At 45.3% G+C, this 16569-nt stretch carries 16 protein-coding genes and 1 rRNA gene; 11 read left to right on the plus strand and 6 right to left on the minus strand.

What is annotated here, in order from left to right; genetic code table 11:
* Positions 1-89: ribosomal RNA gene (rrf, locus tag DFP76_RS13940) — 5S ribosomal RNA — on the plus strand; the annotation flags it as partial.
* Between the two features lie 456 nt (positions 90-545).
* On the opposite strand, the gene DFP76_RS13945 is transcribed toward rrf, so the two are convergent.
* On the minus strand, positions 546-1283 hold the full coding sequence (locus tag DFP76_RS13945) for a substrate-binding periplasmic protein (protein WP_113875235.1): 738 nt from the start codon (positions 1281-1283) through the stop codon (positions 546-548).
* A 421-nt stretch (positions 1284-1704) separates the two neighbouring features.
* Here DFP76_RS13945 and DFP76_RS13950 point away from each other — a divergent pair, with 421 nt between their 5' ends.
* The gene (locus tag DFP76_RS13950; protein WP_013797741.1) at positions 1705-2121 is read left to right on the plus strand and encodes a cupin domain-containing protein; all 417 of its coding nucleotides are present in this window, start codon (positions 1705-1707) and stop codon (positions 2119-2121) included.
* 68 nt (positions 2122-2189) lie between these two features.
* Here the strand turns inward: DFP76_RS13950 and DFP76_RS13955 are convergent, their stop codons facing one another.
* Together DFP76_RS13955 and DFP76_RS13960 are read right to left on the minus strand one after the other, a co-directional pair.
* Positions 2190-2453: a hypothetical protein gene (locus DFP76_RS13955; RefSeq protein ID WP_281269738.1), complete on the minus strand. Its 264-nt coding sequence runs from the start codon at positions 2451-2453 to the stop codon at positions 2190-2192.
* A gap of 92 nt (positions 2454-2545) precedes the next feature.
* Positions 2546-3472 carry a LysR family transcriptional regulator gene (locus tag DFP76_RS13960; RefSeq protein ID WP_113875236.1) on the minus strand — a complete coding sequence of 309 codons (927 nt, stop codon included), beginning with the start codon at positions 3470-3472 and terminating at the stop codon, positions 2546-2548.
* Between the two features lie 219 nt (positions 3473-3691).
* On the opposite strand from DFP76_RS13960, the gene DFP76_RS13965 reads away from it, so the two are divergent.
* From DFP76_RS13965 to DFP76_RS13995, 7 genes are read left to right on the plus strand one after another with little or no spacing between them, the layout of a single operon-like run.
* Complete coding sequence (locus tag DFP76_RS13965) at positions 3692-5242, plus strand: ABC transporter substrate-binding protein (RefSeq protein ID WP_113875237.1); 1551 nt, start codon at positions 3692-3694, stop codon at positions 5240-5242.
* 36 nt (positions 5243-5278) lie between these two features.
* A complete protein-coding gene (locus DFP76_RS13970; RefSeq protein ID WP_113875238.1) occupies positions 5279-6196 on the plus strand; it encodes an ABC transporter permease in 918 nt (305 codons plus the stop codon).
* Positions 6197-6208: 12 nt separating this feature from the next.
* Entirely contained in the window at positions 6209-7147 is a 939-nt protein-coding gene (locus tag DFP76_RS13975; protein ID WP_113875239.1) for an ABC transporter permease, read from the plus strand.
* Positions 7148-7166: 19 nt separating this feature from the next.
* Complete coding sequence (locus DFP76_RS13980; RefSeq protein ID WP_113875240.1) at positions 7167-8162, plus strand: ABC transporter ATP-binding protein; 996 nt, start codon at positions 7167-7169, stop codon at positions 8160-8162.
* On the plus strand, positions 8162-8995 hold the full coding sequence (locus DFP76_RS13985; protein ID WP_113875241.1) for an ATP-binding cassette domain-containing protein: 834 nt from the start codon (positions 8162-8164) through the stop codon (positions 8993-8995). Before DFP76_RS13980 ends, DFP76_RS13985 begins: the two co-directional genes overlap by 1 nt.
* 50 nt (positions 8996-9045) lie before the next feature.
* Positions 9046-10479, plus strand: coding sequence for a M20 family metallopeptidase (locus DFP76_RS13990; protein ID WP_113875242.1), 1434 nt, complete (start codon positions 9046-9048; stop codon positions 10477-10479).
* Between the two features lie 18 nt (positions 10480-10497).
* Positions 10498-11727, plus strand: coding sequence for a M20 family metallopeptidase (locus DFP76_RS13995; protein WP_113875243.1), 1230 nt, complete (start codon positions 10498-10500; stop codon positions 11725-11727).
* A 34-nt stretch (positions 11728-11761) separates the two neighbouring features.
* Here the strand turns inward: DFP76_RS13995 and DFP76_RS14000 are convergent, their stop codons facing one another.
* Positions 11762-12064 carry an ArsR/SmtB family transcription factor gene (locus DFP76_RS14000; protein ID WP_013797732.1) on the minus strand — a complete coding sequence of 101 codons (303 nt, stop codon included), beginning with the start codon at positions 12062-12064 and terminating at the stop codon, positions 11762-11764.
* 168 nt (positions 12065-12232) lie between these two features.
* On the opposite strand from DFP76_RS14000, the gene DFP76_RS14005 reads away from it, so the two are divergent.
* On the plus strand, positions 12233-13342 hold the full coding sequence (locus tag DFP76_RS14005) for a permease (protein WP_181799857.1): 1110 nt from the start codon (positions 12233-12235) through the stop codon (positions 13340-13342).
* A gap of 341 nt (positions 13343-13683) precedes the next feature.
* Here the strand turns inward: DFP76_RS14005 and DFP76_RS14010 are convergent, their stop codons facing one another.
* On the minus strand, positions 13684-14643 hold the full coding sequence (locus DFP76_RS14010; protein WP_113875244.1) for a class 1 fructose-bisphosphatase: 960 nt from the start codon (positions 14641-14643) through the stop codon (positions 13684-13686).
* A gap of 147 nt (positions 14644-14790) precedes the next feature.
* Between DFP76_RS14010 and DFP76_RS14015 the strand changes: the two genes are divergently transcribed.
* Positions 14791-15759 (plus strand): zinc transporter ZntB, encoded by a 969-nt coding sequence (locus DFP76_RS14015; RefSeq protein WP_113875245.1) that lies wholly within the window; start codon positions 14791-14793, stop codon positions 15757-15759.
* 55 nt (positions 15760-15814) lie between these two features.
* Here DFP76_RS14015 and rpiA read toward each other — a convergent pair whose 3' ends face one another.
* Complete coding sequence (gene rpiA / locus DFP76_RS14020) at positions 15815-16489, minus strand: ribose-5-phosphate isomerase RpiA (protein ID WP_113875246.1); 675 nt, start codon at positions 16487-16489, stop codon at positions 15815-15817.
* Positions 16490-16569 lie beyond the last annotated feature (80 nt).

Consider the following 16569-nt stretch of genomic DNA (forward strand, 5'->3'; position numbering starts at 1 on the left):
ACCTGATCCCATCCCGAACTCAGAAGTGAAAAGCGCCATCGCCGATGGTAGTGTGGGGGATCCCATGTGAGAGTAGGTCGTCGTCAAGCTTTAAATACTAAGAAGCCCTGATAGGTTATCCTGTCAGGGCTTTTTTACGTCTGGAGAAAAATCACGATCCGAAACAGCGACGCCTTGCGTCACTGACGTCGTCAGCGGCTTACGCTGCTACGGATCTTGTACGATGTTATCCAGATGATTTAAGGATGAAGCGAAGCTTCAGATCATAGTGGTCTCGGTCTCTAATATCCTCAGTACTCTAAGCCCTTCAAACAAAACTGGATCCGAAGCAGCGACGCCTTGCGTCACTGTCGTCATCAGCGGCTTATGTTGCGTAGGATCTTGTGCTGTCGAGGTAGGAAGTATCACTTCAGGCCCTATTACTGTTTCAGATGTGATAAGGTCGTTGTGTTTATGTTGTAATGAGCGAGTTTATTCTCGTGGTTTCATGTGAATTAGAAGCGGGAGGAAAGAAGAGCACAGACAGTACTCTTCTCGTACTGGGTTTATTGTTGATTGTATTCCGCTAAAATTTCATTGAATCTACCGGAGGCCTGAATTGCAAAAAGCCCTTTATTGAATGCGTCTCTAAGTTCCTCTGCGTTAGGAATGGACTTTGAAATTAGCAAGTAAAGGTTGTTCTCTTCTAACGGTGGAAGCAAAATCTGCAGTTGAGAGCCATCAAGTCCTGATGATTGAGCAGCGTCTTTCGCCACGGCCAGATTGTCCGCATATAAGTCGATTTCACCCATAGTTAATGCTTTTACGGCACTGCTCACTGAATCGAACTCGTGAAGCTGAGAAAAGTCAAAGGCATCAAAGGAGGCACCAATAGAAGAGCCTTCAATTTTACCTATTTTATATTCGTTAATTGCATTAAAAGAATTGTAGTTTTTCAGTGGAAAGTCAGAGGTCTTGATCAGGCCTACTAAAACGGTATAAATCGGGATGGAGTAATAGTAGTCCTTAGTTCTTTCCTCTGTGTAGTAAGCGCCAATAAGCGCATCTTTACTACCGGATTTCACCGTATCAAGTGCTGTTTGCCATTCCGTAAATTCGACAGTGCTGTCATAACCTGCTTCAGACAGAGCCTCTTCAACAATAGCAGTAATAAAGCCGCCATTATTCAAACTTTCAGCGTAAAAGGGAGACCAATTCATTGTGGTTAATTTAACAGTTTGTGCTGACACAATAAGGGGAAAGACGATGGTGATGACTGATATCAATAGCTTTAGTGATTTCATTTTTTGGTTCCCTTTCAGTTATTTTTTTGATTATTAGGTGAACAGCTTCATTTTAATCTACCTCTTACTCTTGATAAATTGAATATCTATTCACGTTTTGTTACAGAATAAGTGTGAGTGTGAAAGAGTCGGTATTTTTTATGAAACCAGATCAAATATATATGCACTTAGACAAATGCATTTATTGGTGGACGACGGGAAACAGTTCATTCGCGAGTCTAATGAAGCAGATTGTGGCACTATCATTGGCTTATATTGCTTCGTATCTTGTTGATAATGAATAGAAATATAAACTTATCTTAATTGGCGATGAGAGGGTTAGGCTGAATCAAGTCAATACGCTTTCCTATTGTCAAGGTTGCTCATTTCGCTCTATGCTGATGCTTCACCATATGGAACACTCAAATTACAGGAGAGTAAAATGAGCAGTGATGTGACGACGTTAGTAGATTTTTCAGCTTTTATTGATCCAGAATCTATTACTGAGATTGTCAGTAATGTGGATTTTGGGTGGGGGGATTTTTTCCAGCCTCACGATGAAGGTGAACTGTTTATTAGGAAGGATATTCCGATTGATAAAAATTGCTTTAGACACAGTATGTTGGTGTCGGTTGCAGCGGAGACTCAAGCCTTAAAACATACTCATGATGAACCTACTTTTAGGTTATTGATCGATGGCAGAGCGACGTTTAATGGCGTTGAGTACAAAGCTGGTGATTGGTTATTAGTACCGCGAAATTACCCCTACGATATGGTTACCCATGTTGGCTTCAAAGCCTTGGTTGAATTTGGCCTACAATATGGATCGCCTGAAGTGAGTGAAGTCATTCCTTTATAATGCGTTATTTAAGGAATAAAAAAACGGAGCAGTAGCTCCGTTTTTATCCACATGCCGTCTCTTTTAAGTCAGTTTGTTTCGGTATGTTCATAACTTAGGCACTTATCCACTTCGTTTGCTACGCCAAGAATCACCACCACTCTCTGGTGAATGCCTTCTGGCTGGATATCAAGAATGCGTTGACTGCATGTATGTGCTTTACCAGCTGATTGTTCGATCAGCATGGCCATAGGGTTTGCTTGATACATCAAACGTAATTTCCCTGCACGGTTTGTTGACTTGCTGTCCCAAGGGTAAATGAAGATACCGCCTCGACACAAAATACGATGTATTTCACCGACATCGTCAGCGGTTTATGCTGTTTAGGAGCTTGTTCGTTTATATTACTTGCTGAGGAAGGTGGGTTTCATCCAGCCGTGTTTTTTTAACAGCCAATCGTTTCTTCATGTTTCATTTTGTCAATCAAATAGTCCAGAAAGACTTTAACAACATTTGGTAGTGTTCTGCCGGAAAGGGTCTGTACTTCGATGTTTCTGACGTCCATTCCTCGATCTCGAATTGGTACTGCGATTAATTCTTGTGTTGCTATTTGATGGCGCATTGAGATTTCACCGGAAAGATGAATGCTACCACCAAAGCTTGTAAAGCGGCTTAGGGTTGCCATGTGGTTTGATTCAAGGATAGGTTCGAATAAAAGATTCAGGCGGCTGCAACAGATATCAAAGAGTTGTCTGACAGTGGTATTTTCTTCGGGCAGTGCAATGGGATAGGGCTGTAATTGCGAAAGCGAAACGGACTTTTTATGGGCAAGGGGGTGACTGGGGTGAAATACCGCCATAATAGGAGACGGCTGACGGTATTCAACTTTAATGTCTTTTGTTGGTGATAAGCTTAAGGTGATGCCAATGTCTGATTCGCCATGGCTGACCAGTTTGGCAACGTCTCCCGGTGCGCAGACTTTGAGATGAAAGTGAATGCCATCGTGTTGCCGACGAAAGTTTGAGATTGTGCGTGGAATAAAGTCCATGGCAAAGCCTTCGGAGCAAGCGATATTAATGTGGCCTTTTTCAAGTCCGTTTAGCGCGCCTATCTCAGCAACAACTCTGGCGGATTCTAATGCATTCTTGCGCGCATACGTGGCCAGCATCTCGCCCGCTGCACTTAGCTTCATTCCTCTTGGTTGGCGTTCAAAAAGCGTTGCACCAAGTATGTCTTCTAAACTGCCAATTTGCCTACTGATTGCGCTAGAGGCTACGTTGAGTCGTATAGAGGCTTCGCTGATCGAGCCTAATTGCGCCACTTCTAGAAAATATCGAATGGCAGTGTCTTGAAGTCTTAGTGATGCTTTCATTGAAAATACCGTGGAAAAGTTCGAGTTATGTCGTCTTTAGAACACTTATTTGATTGTTCCAGACATATTTTTGATTTTGGTTTTTATCAAGCCATAGTGTTGCCTATTTGGCAATGAATGTATGCATATTTGTTAATTGTGGCAATGCATTCTTTTCTATTAATGTGAAGGCAGGTTGTATTATTGTCACAATTTACCAATAGAATGATAGGAAGCAGAATGATGGAAAAAAGTCGTAGTCCCCGTTTTACTCTTCGAAAAACTCTTTTGAATTCTCTTATTACGTGTGTGATTGCCTCCTCTGCATCCGCATGGGCAGATAAAAGCAACGATACGCTTGTGTATGCTTCCGACAGTGAACCGGAAAACGTCAGTCCGTATCATAATAATTTACGCGAAGGCGTTATTTTGTCTCACATGGCGTGGGATACGTTAGCTTTTCGTGATCCAAGTACATCCGAATATAAGCCGTTGCTCGCGGAAAGCTGGGAATGGGAGGACAGTACGCATTTGGTGTTCAAACTACGTAAAGGCATTAAGTTCCATAATGGTGACGATTTCTCTGCCGAGGACGTCGCGTTTACATTCAATTATGTTGTCTCTCCCGAATCAAAGATCGTCACTCGAAAAAATGTGGATTGGATAGATCATGCTGAAATAGTAGACGATTACACTGTACGCCTTGTTCTTGTTAAGCCTTTCCCTGCAGCACTCGAGTATCTATCCGGCCCGACCCCAATATATCCAGCAAAGTACTTTAAAGAAGTTGGCATTGAAGGGTATTCAAAAGCGCCTATTGGAACAGGGCCTTACAAAATCACCAAAGTATTGACGGGCGAAGGCGTGAATTTAGAACGCTATGACGACTACTTCAAAGCCAGCCCCATTCCAAAACCAGCTATTAAGAAACTAGAATTCCGTGTGATTCCCGACCCTGATGCGCGACTTGCGCAGCTCATGACTGGGGACATCGACTGGATCTGGCGCGTACCTTCTGATCAAGCCGATCAAATGAAAATGATGCCGGGACTTGATGTCAAAAGCGCCGAAACCATGCGCATTGGTTACCTGCGTATTGATACTGTAAGTGAAACCCTTAAAGATTCTCCATTTAACAACAAGCTTGTTCGAGAAGCCGTGAACCACGCAATTGATCGTGATGCGTTCTCTCAAGACCTTATTCGCGGCGGCAGCCGTTCTGTTTATACGCCGTGTTTCCCAACTCAGTTCGGTTGTGACACTGAAGCAGCCAAGAAATACGAATACGACGTTGATAAAGCCAAAGCACTGCTTGCAGAAGCGGGTTACCCAGACGGTTTCGAAACAGAATTTTATGCTTATCGCGAGCGTGATTTAGCCGAAGCCATGATGGGCTATCTGAGCGAAATTGGCATCAAAGCAAACCTTCATTTTATGAAATACGCGGCGCTTCGTACCGATCAACGCGCAGGCAAGGTGCCATTGTCGTTCCAGACTTGGGGTTCTTACTCTGTCAACGACGCATCTGCAATTACCAGTGTGTTCTTTAAAGGTGGAATCGACGATTCTGCTAAAGACGAAACCGTCATTAAACTGCTGGATACGGCAGACAGTTCAGTCGATCCTAATACGCGTAAAAAAGCGTACTCACAAGCAATCAAACGCATCTCTGAAGAAGCGTATTGGGTGCCAATGTTCTCGTACTCCAGTAACTATGCGTTCAGTGATACTTTGCAATTTACGCCGTATCCAGATGAATTGCCGCGTTTCTACGAGTCTACTTGGAAGTAAAGCGACTCGTCGTCAATTTAGAATTTAGGAGAAAATATGCTGGTGTTTATATTTCGTCGGTTGCTGGTTGCGATCAGTGTGGCGATTACGGTTTCCATTATTAGCTTTATGCTACTGCATTTGTCAGGCGATCTAGCAACGGCCATTGCGGGGCCGGAGTCGACAGCCGATCAGGTGGAAGAAATTCGCGTCGCATTTGGTTTAGACAAACCGATTATCCAGCAATACTTTTCCTGGTTAAGTTCGGCCGTTCAATTGGATTTTGGGCGCTCATATTATTTTCAAGATACGGTTATGGATTTAATAAGTGAGCGCCTTCCAATCACCTTAACACTCGGCGCTTTGGCGCTGGGTATTGCGACGTTTGTTGCAATTCCATTGGGGGTGCTCGCCGCGATAAAGCAAGATACATGGATAGATCGTCTTGCGCTAATGATTGCTGTAGTGGGACAGGCGATGCCAAGTTTTTGGTTCGCCTTGACCTTAATTGTCGTGTTTGCCGTCAATCTTCATTGGTTACCGGCGGGTGGGAATTCAACATGGATGCATTTTATATTGCCAGCGATTGCGCTTGGCTATTATGCGATGCCTGCCATGATGAGGCTGACTCGTACCGGAATGTTGGAAGTATTGGGGTCGGACTATATTAGAACCGCTCGCTCTAAAGGCTTAAGTGAAACGTCTGTTGTCTTCAAACATGCTCTGCGAAATGCTGTGATTCCCGTTGTAGCGCTTGCCGCAGTGGAGCTGGGTTTCATGCTTGGCGGATCGATTGTAATTGAATCCGTTTTCTCCCTTAAAGGATTAGGACAGCTGGCTTGGGATGCCATTTCTCGAAATGATTACCCAGTTGTACAGGCTGTCGTACTTATCATCGCGGTGTTTTACATTGCATTAACCTTTGTTGCAGACGTGATCAACGCTATGTTGGATCCTCGTTTGCGAGTTAGATAAAGGAAGCACATTATGTCTCAAACTCTTTCTAACTCAACGTCTAGCTCTCCAGTGTCAGCATTGTCTGGTCCGGAAGCATCTGGGTTACCTGTGGTGCCAGAGTGGCGACGAGCGCTTAATAAGTTTTTAGGTCATCGAGGGCTTTTCATAGGTTCCGTCATTTTAGGTGTTATTGTTCTGGCAGCGATATTTGCGCCTTGGTTGGCACCTCATGATCCTTATGTACAGAACATCTCTCAACGCATGATCCCGCCAATATGGCATGAAAAAGGAACATGGGAACACATTTTAGGAACCGATAAGTTAGGGCGAGATTACCTTAGTCGCTTACTTTATGGTGCGCGAATTTCTTTGACGATTGGCCTAACCGCAGCGCTTATTTCTGGGGTTATTGGAACGACGCTAGGTGTCTTGGCGGGCTATTTTGGTGGCCGAACGGATGCGGTCATCAGTTACATCATTACCACTCGATTAGCCTTGCCCGTGCTATTGGTTGCCTTAGCTATGGCTGCGTTAGTGGGGGGATCACTTGAAATGGTGATTATCCTACTGGGTTTGCTCTTGTGGGATCGTTTCGCCGTGGTGGCTCGTTCGACGACCCAGCAATTACGTGATGCTGAGTTCATTGCATCCGCAAAAGTATTAGGGGCATCCACCTCTTATATTCTGATTCGTGAGTTACTGCCCAATATTCTTAGTGCGCTGATTGTCGTTATTACGCTGGAAATGGCGCACGCCATTTTACTCGAAGCTACCTTGTCCTTCTTGGGGCTAGGTGTACAACCGCCGTTACCGTCATGGGGGCTAATGGTGTCAGAGGGTAAAGCGTATATGTTTTTCCAACCTTGGGTCATTGCGATTCCGGGCATTACCTTGATGATTTTGGTGTTAGCGATCAATCTGGTTGGTGATGGATTAAGAGATATGAACGCTCCCGAAGGGCGCAATTAGTAGGCAGGAGAAAGGTTAAATGAGTCGAGTTTTAGAGGTTAAAAATCTTCAGGTTGATTTACCGACTGCCAATGGAACATTGCGTGCGGTGCGTGGCATTGACCTGTCGGTAGAAAAAGGTGAGATGCTGTGTATTGTTGGCGAGTCAGGATGCGGTAAATCCATGACGTCAATGGCGCTTATGGGCTTGTTACCCAAAAAAGCAAAGGTATCAGCAGACAAAATGGAGTTTGATGGTCTGGATTTGCTGTCTCTTTCGAAGAAAAAGCGCAATGGCGTTCGTGGGTTGCGAATGTCGATGATTTTTCAGGAGCCTATGACATCGCTGAATCCATCCTACACATTAGGAAACCAGCTTTGTGAAGGCATTATGCGACACAAAGGGCTGACTAAAGACAAAGCCGAAGAACGAGCCATCTATTTATTAGAACGTGCTGGGGTACCTTATCCAGAAAAGCGCCTTAGTCAGTATCCTCATCAGTTGTCAGGCGGGCTGCGACAACGGGTTATGATCGCTATGGCCCTAATGTGTGAGCCTGATCTCATCATTGCAGATGAGCCCACAACTGCCTTGGATGTGACCATTCAAGCACAAATCTTGCGATTGATTCGTGAGCTGCAGCAGGAATTTGGAACGGCTGTCGTTTTCATAACGCACGATCTGGGCGTTGTGGCACGTATCGCTGACCGAGTTGCGGTGATGTACGCAGGTCAAGTCGTGGAAACGGGCTTAACGAACGATATTTTTAATAATCCAAGCCATCCGTACACGCAAGGCTTGCTAAGTTGCATTCCTATCCCAGGGAAAACCGCGCCGGGAAGTCATCTTGAATCCATTCCGGGGGGCGTGCCGAGTTTGATTGGTGATTTAGCGGGTTGTGCCTTTCGAAACCGATGTAAACATGCGACAAAGGGATGCGCAACCGACACGCCGACACTGGTAGAGTTTACTGCGCCTTCTAGTCATCAAGTGCGTTGCCCAGTCTCAGTTGAATCCTTAAAGGAGGCGGTGTAATGCCACAATATGCATTGGAACTTTGCGACCTATCACGTCATTTTCAACTGAAAAACGGTGTGTTCAGTGCGCCGACGACACTTAAAGCCGTTGACGGTGTTTCGCTACGCATTCCACCGGGCGAAACATTGGGATTAGTTGGGGAATCTGGCTGTGGTAAAAGTACCTTAGCCAAGATGATTTTAGGGTTGTTGCCGCCGACAGACGGCAGTGTGTTGGTCAATGATCAGGTCATCAGCAACGGCAATCGCTTTGCATTAGCCAAACAGTTGCAGCCTATTTTTCAGGATCCGTATTCCTCTCTGAATCCTCGTAAAACCATTCGTCAGATCATTAGTTTGCCTCTTCAGCTGCATAAAGTCGGGGATAAAAGAAGCCAACAAGCTTCTGTTAAACAGATGAGTGATTTGGTTGGATTGCCCGAGCGCTTATTGGATCAGTATCCGGGACAATTGTCAGGTGGTCAGCGCCAGCGTGTCGCAATTGCTCGGGCATTGATACTGAAACCCAGTATTTTGGTGTGTGATGAGCCGACGTCGGCGTTGGATGTTTCTGTACAGGCACAAATCCTTAATCTATTGATGGATCTGAAACAAGAGCTGGGTCTGACTTATTTGTTTATCAGCCACAACTTAGGTGTGGTGGAACATTTAGTGGATCGAGTGGCGGTTATGTACCGTGGCAAGCTGGTCGAGCAGGGAACCCGAGAGGATATTTTCCGTAATGCACAACACCCTTACACACAAGCATTGTTGTCATCCGTTTTAACACCAGAGCCTTCTTTAGGGTTACCTGAATTACTGGATGACAGTGCATGGGCAAACGCGTCTTAACAACCATATACCTCATGTCGTATAGCTATCCTATCTACTAAGGAGACAAGATGAGTCGCCAATTAAGTATTGTTGCGTCAGAGTCGTATTTTGACTCTGGCGAGTTTTTTGACGCGTTAAGTCAGCGTGTTGCGATAAAAAGTGAGAGCCAAAACCGCAAGGATTTTCAGCCGCTTTATACCTATTTAGAAGATGTGATGACCCCTGAGCTTGAAGCCATGGGATTCAAAATTTCAATATTACCTAACCCCGTTACTGAGGAAGAGGCGCCGGGCTCATGGCCATTTTTATTCGCTGAACGTATAGAAGATCCTAGTGCGTTGACACTGCTAACCTATGGGCACGGTGATGTTGTACTTGGGTACGATGATCAATGGAAAGAAGGCCTATCACCTTGGACGTTAACCGCGACAGGCGATCGTTGGTATGGGCGTGGTTCGGCAGACAATAAAGCGCAACATACGATTAACCTCGCGTCTTTAAAATCGGTCTTGAACGCAAAAGACGGCAAGCTCGGCTTTAATGTGAAAGTGTTAATCGAAACGGGCGAAGAGGTGGGTTCTCCTGGTTTGACGGAATTTTGTACCTTGCACAAGGAAGCCCTGAAAGCCGATCTTTTTCTCGCGTCAGATGGACCTAGACTGGACGCCAATTCTCCTACGGTGTTTCTTGGTTCTCGTGGCGGTTTTAATTTCGATTTGACCGTTAACTTGCGAGAAGGTGCTCACCATTCAGGTAACTGGGGTGGATTGCTTAGCAATGCGGGAACGCGTCTAGCTCACGCATGGGCGTCTATGGTGGATGCCAAAGGCAGAATACGTGTTCCATCATTGCTGCCGAATGAGTTACCCGATGCGGTTCGAGAGGCTCTACAAGATATTAAAGTGGGTTTGGATGAGAACAATCCGGACATTGACCTTGAATGGGGAGAGCCGGAACTGTCACCTGCCGAACAAGTCTTTGGCTGGAACACGCTTGAGATGCTTGCCTGCAAAACCGGCAACCCAGATAACCCTGTGAATGCCATTCCAGGGTACGCAAAAGCGAATTGCCAAATTCGTTTCGTCGTCGGAACGGACAGCGATAACTTCCTAAAAAATATCCGTACTCACTTAACGGAGCAGGGGTTTGACGATGTAGAGGTTTCCCAAAATGGGGAACCCATGCACGCGACTCGATTAAACCCAGATGACCCTTGGGTAGATTGGGCGCTTAAATCGCTGGAAAAAACGACAAATAAAAAAACCGCTTTACTGCCTAATTTGGGGGGCTCGATTCCCAATTATGTGTTTTCTGACATTCTCGGATTGCCGACGGTTTGGGTGCCTCATTCGTATCCCGCATGCAGTCAACATGCGCCAAACGAACATGTGTTAGCGCCCGTTTGTCGTGAAGCATTGCAAATAATGACAGGACTTTTTTGGGATCTATCCGAGCAAGGTGAGCACATTCGTCAGGCTCGTAACGCATCTAAAAGCAATTAATTACTAAGGAATATTTACATGGATAAGGTTGTTAGTAGGCAAGTCGATAACATGACATCAAGATTAGCTTCTGAGCTAGATAACTACGCCGATTTGCTTTGTGATTGGATTGCAACGCAAGAAGACGCGATGATTGATTGTCTTGAAGCGTTGGTAAATGTTGATTCTAATAGCTATGACAAAACAGGCGTAGATGAAGCCGGAAAGTTGATGGAATCTTGGCTGGTGGAAGACGGCATTGCTTGTACTTGGCATTCTCTAGAAAATTCAGGAGATGTCTTAGAAGCCCAAGTTGGGGTGAACGAAACAAATGCCAATGCCCCTGCGATTTTTGTGATGGGCCATCGTGATACCGTATTCCCTAAAGGCACATTGGAAACTCGACGATTCAGTCGAGATGGCATGAAGGCTTTTGGCCCCGGCGTTGCGGATATGAAGTCTGGGTTGGTGCTGAATTGTTTTGTATTGAAAGGTTTGCAACATTTATTGAAAACCAGCGACATTCAACAGCTACCGTCTCCTGTTATTGGTTTGTTTACCGGAGACGAGGAGATTGGCTCGCCAGAAGGTCGCTTTGTTATTCGTGACCGTGTAGCCGGAGCGAAAGCCGTTTTTAATGCCGAACCCGGACGCATCAGTGGAAATGTGGTGTCGGCGCGTAAAGGGGGAGCGAGCTTTGAAATCCAAGTGACTGGAAGGGCGGCTCATTCGGGCGTAAACCATGCGGATGGTATCAGTGCAATTGGTGCATTGGCTCAACTCGTAACATCGTTACATGCACTGACCGATTATGACAAAGGCATCACCACGAACATAGGTCTTATCAGTGGTGGGATGTCTTCAAATACCGTCGCTCCAACGGCAATGGCACGTCTGGATCTTCGCTTCATGACACTAGAGCAAGGCGAAGAAGCCAAAGCCCAAATTAATGCCATTATTGAAACGCCAGTGATCGAAGGCGCCATCGCAACGATAAAAATCTTGTCAGAATTTCAGCCCTTTGAAGCGTCAATGAGTGACGTTGTGTTGGCGCATTATCAACGTCAGGCAAACTCAGTTGGTTTTTCTGTTGAGGGTGAGTTTACAGGCGGTTGTTCTGATGCGGGTTTTACCTCGTCTATGGGCGTGCCCACCTTATGCGGAACGGGTCCTGTGGGGGCGAAAATGCACACAGAGGATGAGTATTGTTTGATGGATACGTTTGTACCACGGACACAAGCCGTCGCGAAAAGTATTTTATTGCTTTGATTGCCGCACTGATCTCAATGACTAAACATTATTCTTAGTGTTCTTGAGGCTCCTCATTAATACAGCACTCGTCTGTTAAATAATGGATTACTTCGTTTAGGGCGTCGAATTTTGGAAAACAGTACAAGGTTCGGCTCTCTCTTACTTGCTCAACAAGTCCTACCCTGACCATCCGCGATATATGGTGTGACAAAGTGGAACCAGGAATGTCCAATTGTTCCTGAATTTCACCTACTGGTGCGCCAGTGTTCCCGGCTTTCACTAGATGTTTCAAGATGGCTAAACGAGTAGGGTGTCCAAGCTCTGCCAGCTTTTCCGCAATGACTTCAATTGACAAGAGATTTCCTTTTTATGTGGATATGTTCGAATACATTTATACCATTTTATGGATCAATATTTCTAATAGCATGGAAATAATTTGACATTTCCATAATTGTGGAAATAATATATTTCTATATTTGTAGAATTATGGATTTATTTTCTGGCTATTTATGAGAGTGTGATTATGAGTAATCAAACAGCAAATACTGGAGTGGAAATTGGAAGCGGAGATGAGCAGTCTTCTGTGGAATCGAACTGCTGTGAGACAGCCTGCCGTACGTCGACGAACAAAGATGTAACGTATTACATCAAAAAACTGTTAACCCCTTGGTCTGCTATAGCACTTATTTCTGCCAGTGTTTTTATGTTAGATCGTTTTGCGTTCTCGGAATTTTTTACGATCGCGAGTGCCTCATTCATAGCAACACTACCGTTTATTGTTTTTGCTGTTTTGATGATCGCATACTTAAAGTCTACCGGTGCGGAGTCGTTAGTAGCGAAGGCCTTTGATGGTCGAGAGAACCGGATGATTTTACTGGCTGCTGTTTTTGGAGGATTAGCGCCGTTTTGTTCATGCGAGGTCATTCCGTTTATTTCTGGGCTGTTGGCGATTGGTATACCTCTACCTGCAGTGATGGCTTTTTGGCTTTCAAGTCCCCTTATTGATCCGCCAGCCCTTATTATTACCGCCAGCGCACTAGGCTGGCCTTTTGCAATAGGGAAATCCATTATCGCCGTTGGTCTTGGGCTTCTTGGAGGTTTCGGTATAAAGGCGTTAATGCGCCACTCTAGCTTTGCTTCTCCGCTAAAATCTACCCCATTAGTTGGAACGTGTTGTACTGCTATTACCTCCTCTGGTGTGCAATGGCGGTTCTGGGAAGAGAGTCAAAGACGACAGACATTTATTGAGCAGATGAAGGAGAATATAGTGTTTCTCGTTAAATGGTTGATGTTTGCCTATGTACTTGAAGCCCTCTTGATTTTGTATATTCCTGCTGAAGTGATTAGTCAGATTGTGGGGGGGGACGGACTGTTTTCGGTTATCGTTGGCGCCGCAGTAGGTATGCCTGCTTATCTAAATGGTTATGCCGCACCAGCTCTAATTGCAGGCTTTATTAATCAAGGTATGACAACGGGGGCAGCGATGGCTTTTATGACTGCGGGAGCGATTAGCTCTATTCCAGCGATGACAGCGGTGTGGAGTTTGGTTAAGAAAGAAGTCTTTATCGCCTATCTAACCATTGGTTTTGTTGGGTCTGTTCTGTTTGGGTGGGTGTTTGGAGTGCTTATTTAGATAAGGATTTGAGCTTTGTAATGTATCTCGAAAATCATAAGTGAGAGACATCTTAGGTCTCAACAATAACCGGCATATTTTGTCCAATTGCACCTATGACCGTTGGGGCTAAGTTATTACCAAACTCCTTATCCATGGGCTTACCAACCTTATGCGAACGAGGCCTGTGGGGACAGTGTTGTTTTGCTGATTGTTTGGAATGCTTTGTGAATAAGGAAGGTGCGATGGACAAAGCAGCTTGATTTCTACAGTCTGCTTTGTCCTGTGGTCTTTTATTGCATGCTTTAGTGACTTAAGTGGTTATTCACAAGTCTAGCTGGGCGCTAGCTTTTTATTTTATGTTAATAACTTAGGCACTTATCCACTTCATTCGCCGCACCAAGAATCACCGCCACTCTCTGGTGAATGCCTTCAGGTTGGATATCTAGAATGCGTTGACTGTGTGTATACGCTTTACCACCTGATTGTTCAATTAACATGGCCATTGGTTTTGCTTCATACATCAAACGCAATTTACCTGCTCGATTAGGAGATTTGCTGTCCCAAGGGTAAATAAAGATGCCGCCTCGGCATAGAATGCGATGCACATCACCCACCATAGCGGCGACCCAACGCATGTTAAAGTCTTTCTCTCTTGTACCGCTTGAGCCAGCGACAAGGTCGCTGACATAGGTTTGGGTTGCGGCTGACCAAAAACGTTGGTTGGACATATTAATCGCAAATTCTTGCGTATCTGCAGCCACTTCGACCTTATTTTGCGTCAGGATAAATTCATTCTTCTCAGGGTCTAAGGTGAACATTTGCACGCCTTGGCCTGTTGTCAGAACGAGCATGCAAGATGGGCCGTAAAGCACGTAACCGGCAGCAACTTGTTCTGTTCCTCGCTTTAAGAAGCTCTGTTCTGTCGCGGCGGTTTCGCCAGTGTCATGGTAGATGGAGAAAATGGTGCCCACCATGGCATTGATGTCTATGTTAGATGAGCCATCTAGTGGGTCGAAAGCGATTAAGTATTCACCCGCTGTATTTGCAGGGACAATGTCATCTTCTTCTTCGGATGCGACTGCTCGTACAGCAGGGCAGGCTAACAATGCCGTTTTAAGCATGTCATTAGAGATGATATCGAGTTTCTTTTGCTCCTCTCCTTGCACGTTTTCGTTTCCAGCCACGCCAAGAATACCTGCAAGAGAGCCTTTGTGAAGCGCCTTGCAAATATCAATACAAGTGTCGGTCGTAACGCTTAAAACAGTTTGAAGTGAAGTTGGTGTCGAGCTGGATGCCAAAACGTGTGCTAGGTTTTGCATGATCAAGCTTTTCCTTATTATTTTGAGGGTGATGAAATTATGCCACTCTCAGCAGAGAGTGTCAGCTGAGCTAGGTCGTTGAAGTGAAAATAAATAGGGCAATGGGACTTTTTCCGTTAATCTACAAGCATTAATAGAGGGGCGCTTATGTCTGAATTTGTTGTGCATCACGTGGCGTTAGACGGTCAGGGCGGCGCAGATCATTTGCCTGAGACGGATTTGCCAAAGAAGATTCCAGAGGCAGGGTGTCGCTGGGTTCATGTAGATGCTGGGGAAGACGCGAGTCGCGACTGGTTGGCCAGTGTTGAAGGAGTTGCTGATGAGGTTGTCGAGGCGTTATTCGCTGAAGAAACACGCCCTCGGATGGTTAAAATGGGTCGTGGTACCTTAGTGATTCTTCGTGGTGTGAATTTAAACCCAGGTTCTGATCCATCGGATATGGTGTCATTACGTTTATGGGTAACACCACACTTTATCGTATCCAGTCGCCGTCGAAAATTGCTATCCGTTGAGGATGTAGTAAACAGCTTGGCACAAGGCGAAGGACCTACAGATAGCGCTGATATTTTGGCCACCTTGACCGTCACATTAACGGGACGAATGTCGAGTGTCATCGTTGATTTAGAAGAAGAGTTGTCTGATTTAGAGGAACGCATTGGTGAAGGTATCGAGCAAGGGCAAAGAGAGTTATTGGTTCAACGTCGACTCGAAACCATTCGTTTACGTCGCTTTCTGGTGCCTCAAAAAGAAGCTGTTCAAGCTTTGTCGCAAGATACGTCTAGTTGGATGACGAGTCGGCAAATCACACAGGTACAAGAAGCCGTGAACGATATTGTTCGTTATGTTGAGGGGCTTGAGTCATTAAGGGAGCGTTGCCAGTTAATGCAGGAAGAGTTTGTCAATTTACAAGCTGAAAAAATGAATGCTCGCATGTATGTATTGTCTATTTTGTCTGGGATCTTCTTGCCCTTGGGGTTTTTAACCGGATTGTTCGGTATCAATATCGCGGGGATGCCTGGAACCGACAATCATCAAGCTTTCTGGTTATTTTGTGGGGTCTTACTTGTGATGGGGGTTGGACAGTTTTGGTTGATGCGAAAAAGTCGCTGGTTTTAAGAGAAAGATGAGCCACTCTAAGAATGGTGGCTCTAGATGGCTCATCTGAGGCTCTTTAGGCTTTTTTCAGTGTTTTTACGCCGTCTTGTGTTGCCAGCAGTAACACGTCAGCTGATCGATTAGCAAACAGCCCGTTGGTGACGACACCGACAATCGCATTAATCTGATTCTCAAGCTTAATTGGATCAAGAATCTTTAAATTATAAACGTCGAGTATGTGGTTGCCATTATCCGTCACCACACCTTCACGGTAAACGGGATCGCCACCCAGTTTCACCAGTTGACGAGCAACGTAGCTGCGCGCCATGGGAATGACTTCAACTGGTAAAGGAAAATCCCCCAATACGTTAACTAACTTTGACTCATCTGCAATACATACAAATTCGTCACTGCAAGCGACCACGATTTTTTCACGGGTCAAAGCGGCACCACCGCCTTTGATGAGGCGTAGATGATGGTCTGATTCGTCAGCGCCATCGATGTAAACACGAATTTGATCAACACTGTTTAAGTCGTAAACAGCAATGCCATGATCTTTTAGGCGTTGGGCTGAGGCATCGGAGCTGGCTACGGTGCCATCAAACTTGTTCTTGTGTTTAGCCAATTCATCAATGAAAAGATTAGCCGTTGAACCTGTGCCAACGCCGACAATAGTGTTGTCTTCTAGTAACGGTAGAATGTAGTTAACAGCCGCTTCAGCGACAGCTTGTTTTAACTCATCTTGGGTCATGAGGGGGTGCCCTTTATTATCGTTGAATGAGAAAGTAGTTAGAGCTTACTCTTTTGGTAAGTTTCCTCTGCTGGTGTCGT

The organism is Marinomonas aquiplantarum (assembly GCF_003314975.1).
Taxonomy (GTDB): Bacteria; Pseudomonadota; Gammaproteobacteria; order Pseudomonadales; family Marinomonadaceae; genus Marinomonas; species Marinomonas aquiplantarum.

What these genes read in the sequence shown, in the direction of transcription:
- DFP76_RS13945 (WP_113875235.1), bottom strand. Translation starts at nt 1,283, where the DNA reads ATGAAATCACTAAAGCTATTGATATCAGTCATCACCATCGTCTTTCCC.
- DFP76_RS13950 (WP_013797741.1), top strand. Translation starts at nt 1,705, where the DNA reads ATGAGCAGTGATGTGACGACGTTAGTAGATTTTTCAGCTTTTATTGAT.
- DFP76_RS13960 (WP_113875236.1), bottom strand. Translation starts at nt 3,472, where the DNA reads ATGAAAGCATCACTAAGACTTCAAGACACTGCCATTCGATATTTTCTA.
- DFP76_RS13965 (WP_113875237.1), top strand. Translation starts at nt 3,692, where the DNA reads ATGATGGAAAAAAGTCGTAGTCCCCGTTTTACTCTTCGAAAAACTCTT.
- DFP76_RS13970 (WP_113875238.1), top strand. Translation starts at nt 5,279, where the DNA reads ATGCTGGTGTTTATATTTCGTCGGTTGCTGGTTGCGATCAGTGTGGCG.
- DFP76_RS13975 (WP_113875239.1), top strand. Translation starts at nt 6,209, where the DNA reads ATGTCTCAAACTCTTTCTAACTCAACGTCTAGCTCTCCAGTGTCAGCA.
- DFP76_RS13980 (WP_113875240.1), top strand. Translation starts at nt 7,167, where the DNA reads ATGAGTCGAGTTTTAGAGGTTAAAAATCTTCAGGTTGATTTACCGACT.
- DFP76_RS13985 (WP_113875241.1), top strand. Translation starts at nt 8,162, where the DNA reads ATGCCACAATATGCATTGGAACTTTGCGACCTATCACGTCATTTTCAA.
- DFP76_RS13990 (WP_113875242.1), top strand. Translation starts at nt 9,046, where the DNA reads ATGAGTCGCCAATTAAGTATTGTTGCGTCAGAGTCGTATTTTGACTCT.
- DFP76_RS13995 (WP_113875243.1), top strand. Translation starts at nt 10,498, where the DNA reads ATGGATAAGGTTGTTAGTAGGCAAGTCGATAACATGACATCAAGATTA.
- DFP76_RS14005 (WP_181799857.1), top strand. Translation starts at nt 12,233, where the DNA reads ATGAGTAATCAAACAGCAAATACTGGAGTGGAAATTGGAAGCGGAGAT.
- DFP76_RS14010 (WP_113875244.1), bottom strand. Translation starts at nt 14,643, where the DNA reads ATGCAAAACCTAGCACACGTTTTGGCATCCAGCTCGACACCAACTTCA.
- DFP76_RS14015 (WP_113875245.1), top strand. Translation starts at nt 14,791, where the DNA reads ATGTCTGAATTTGTTGTGCATCACGTGGCGTTAGACGGTCAGGGCGGC.
- rpiA (WP_113875246.1), bottom strand. Translation starts at nt 16,489, where the DNA reads ATGACCCAAGATGAGTTAAAACAAGCTGTCGCTGAAGCGGCTGTTAAC.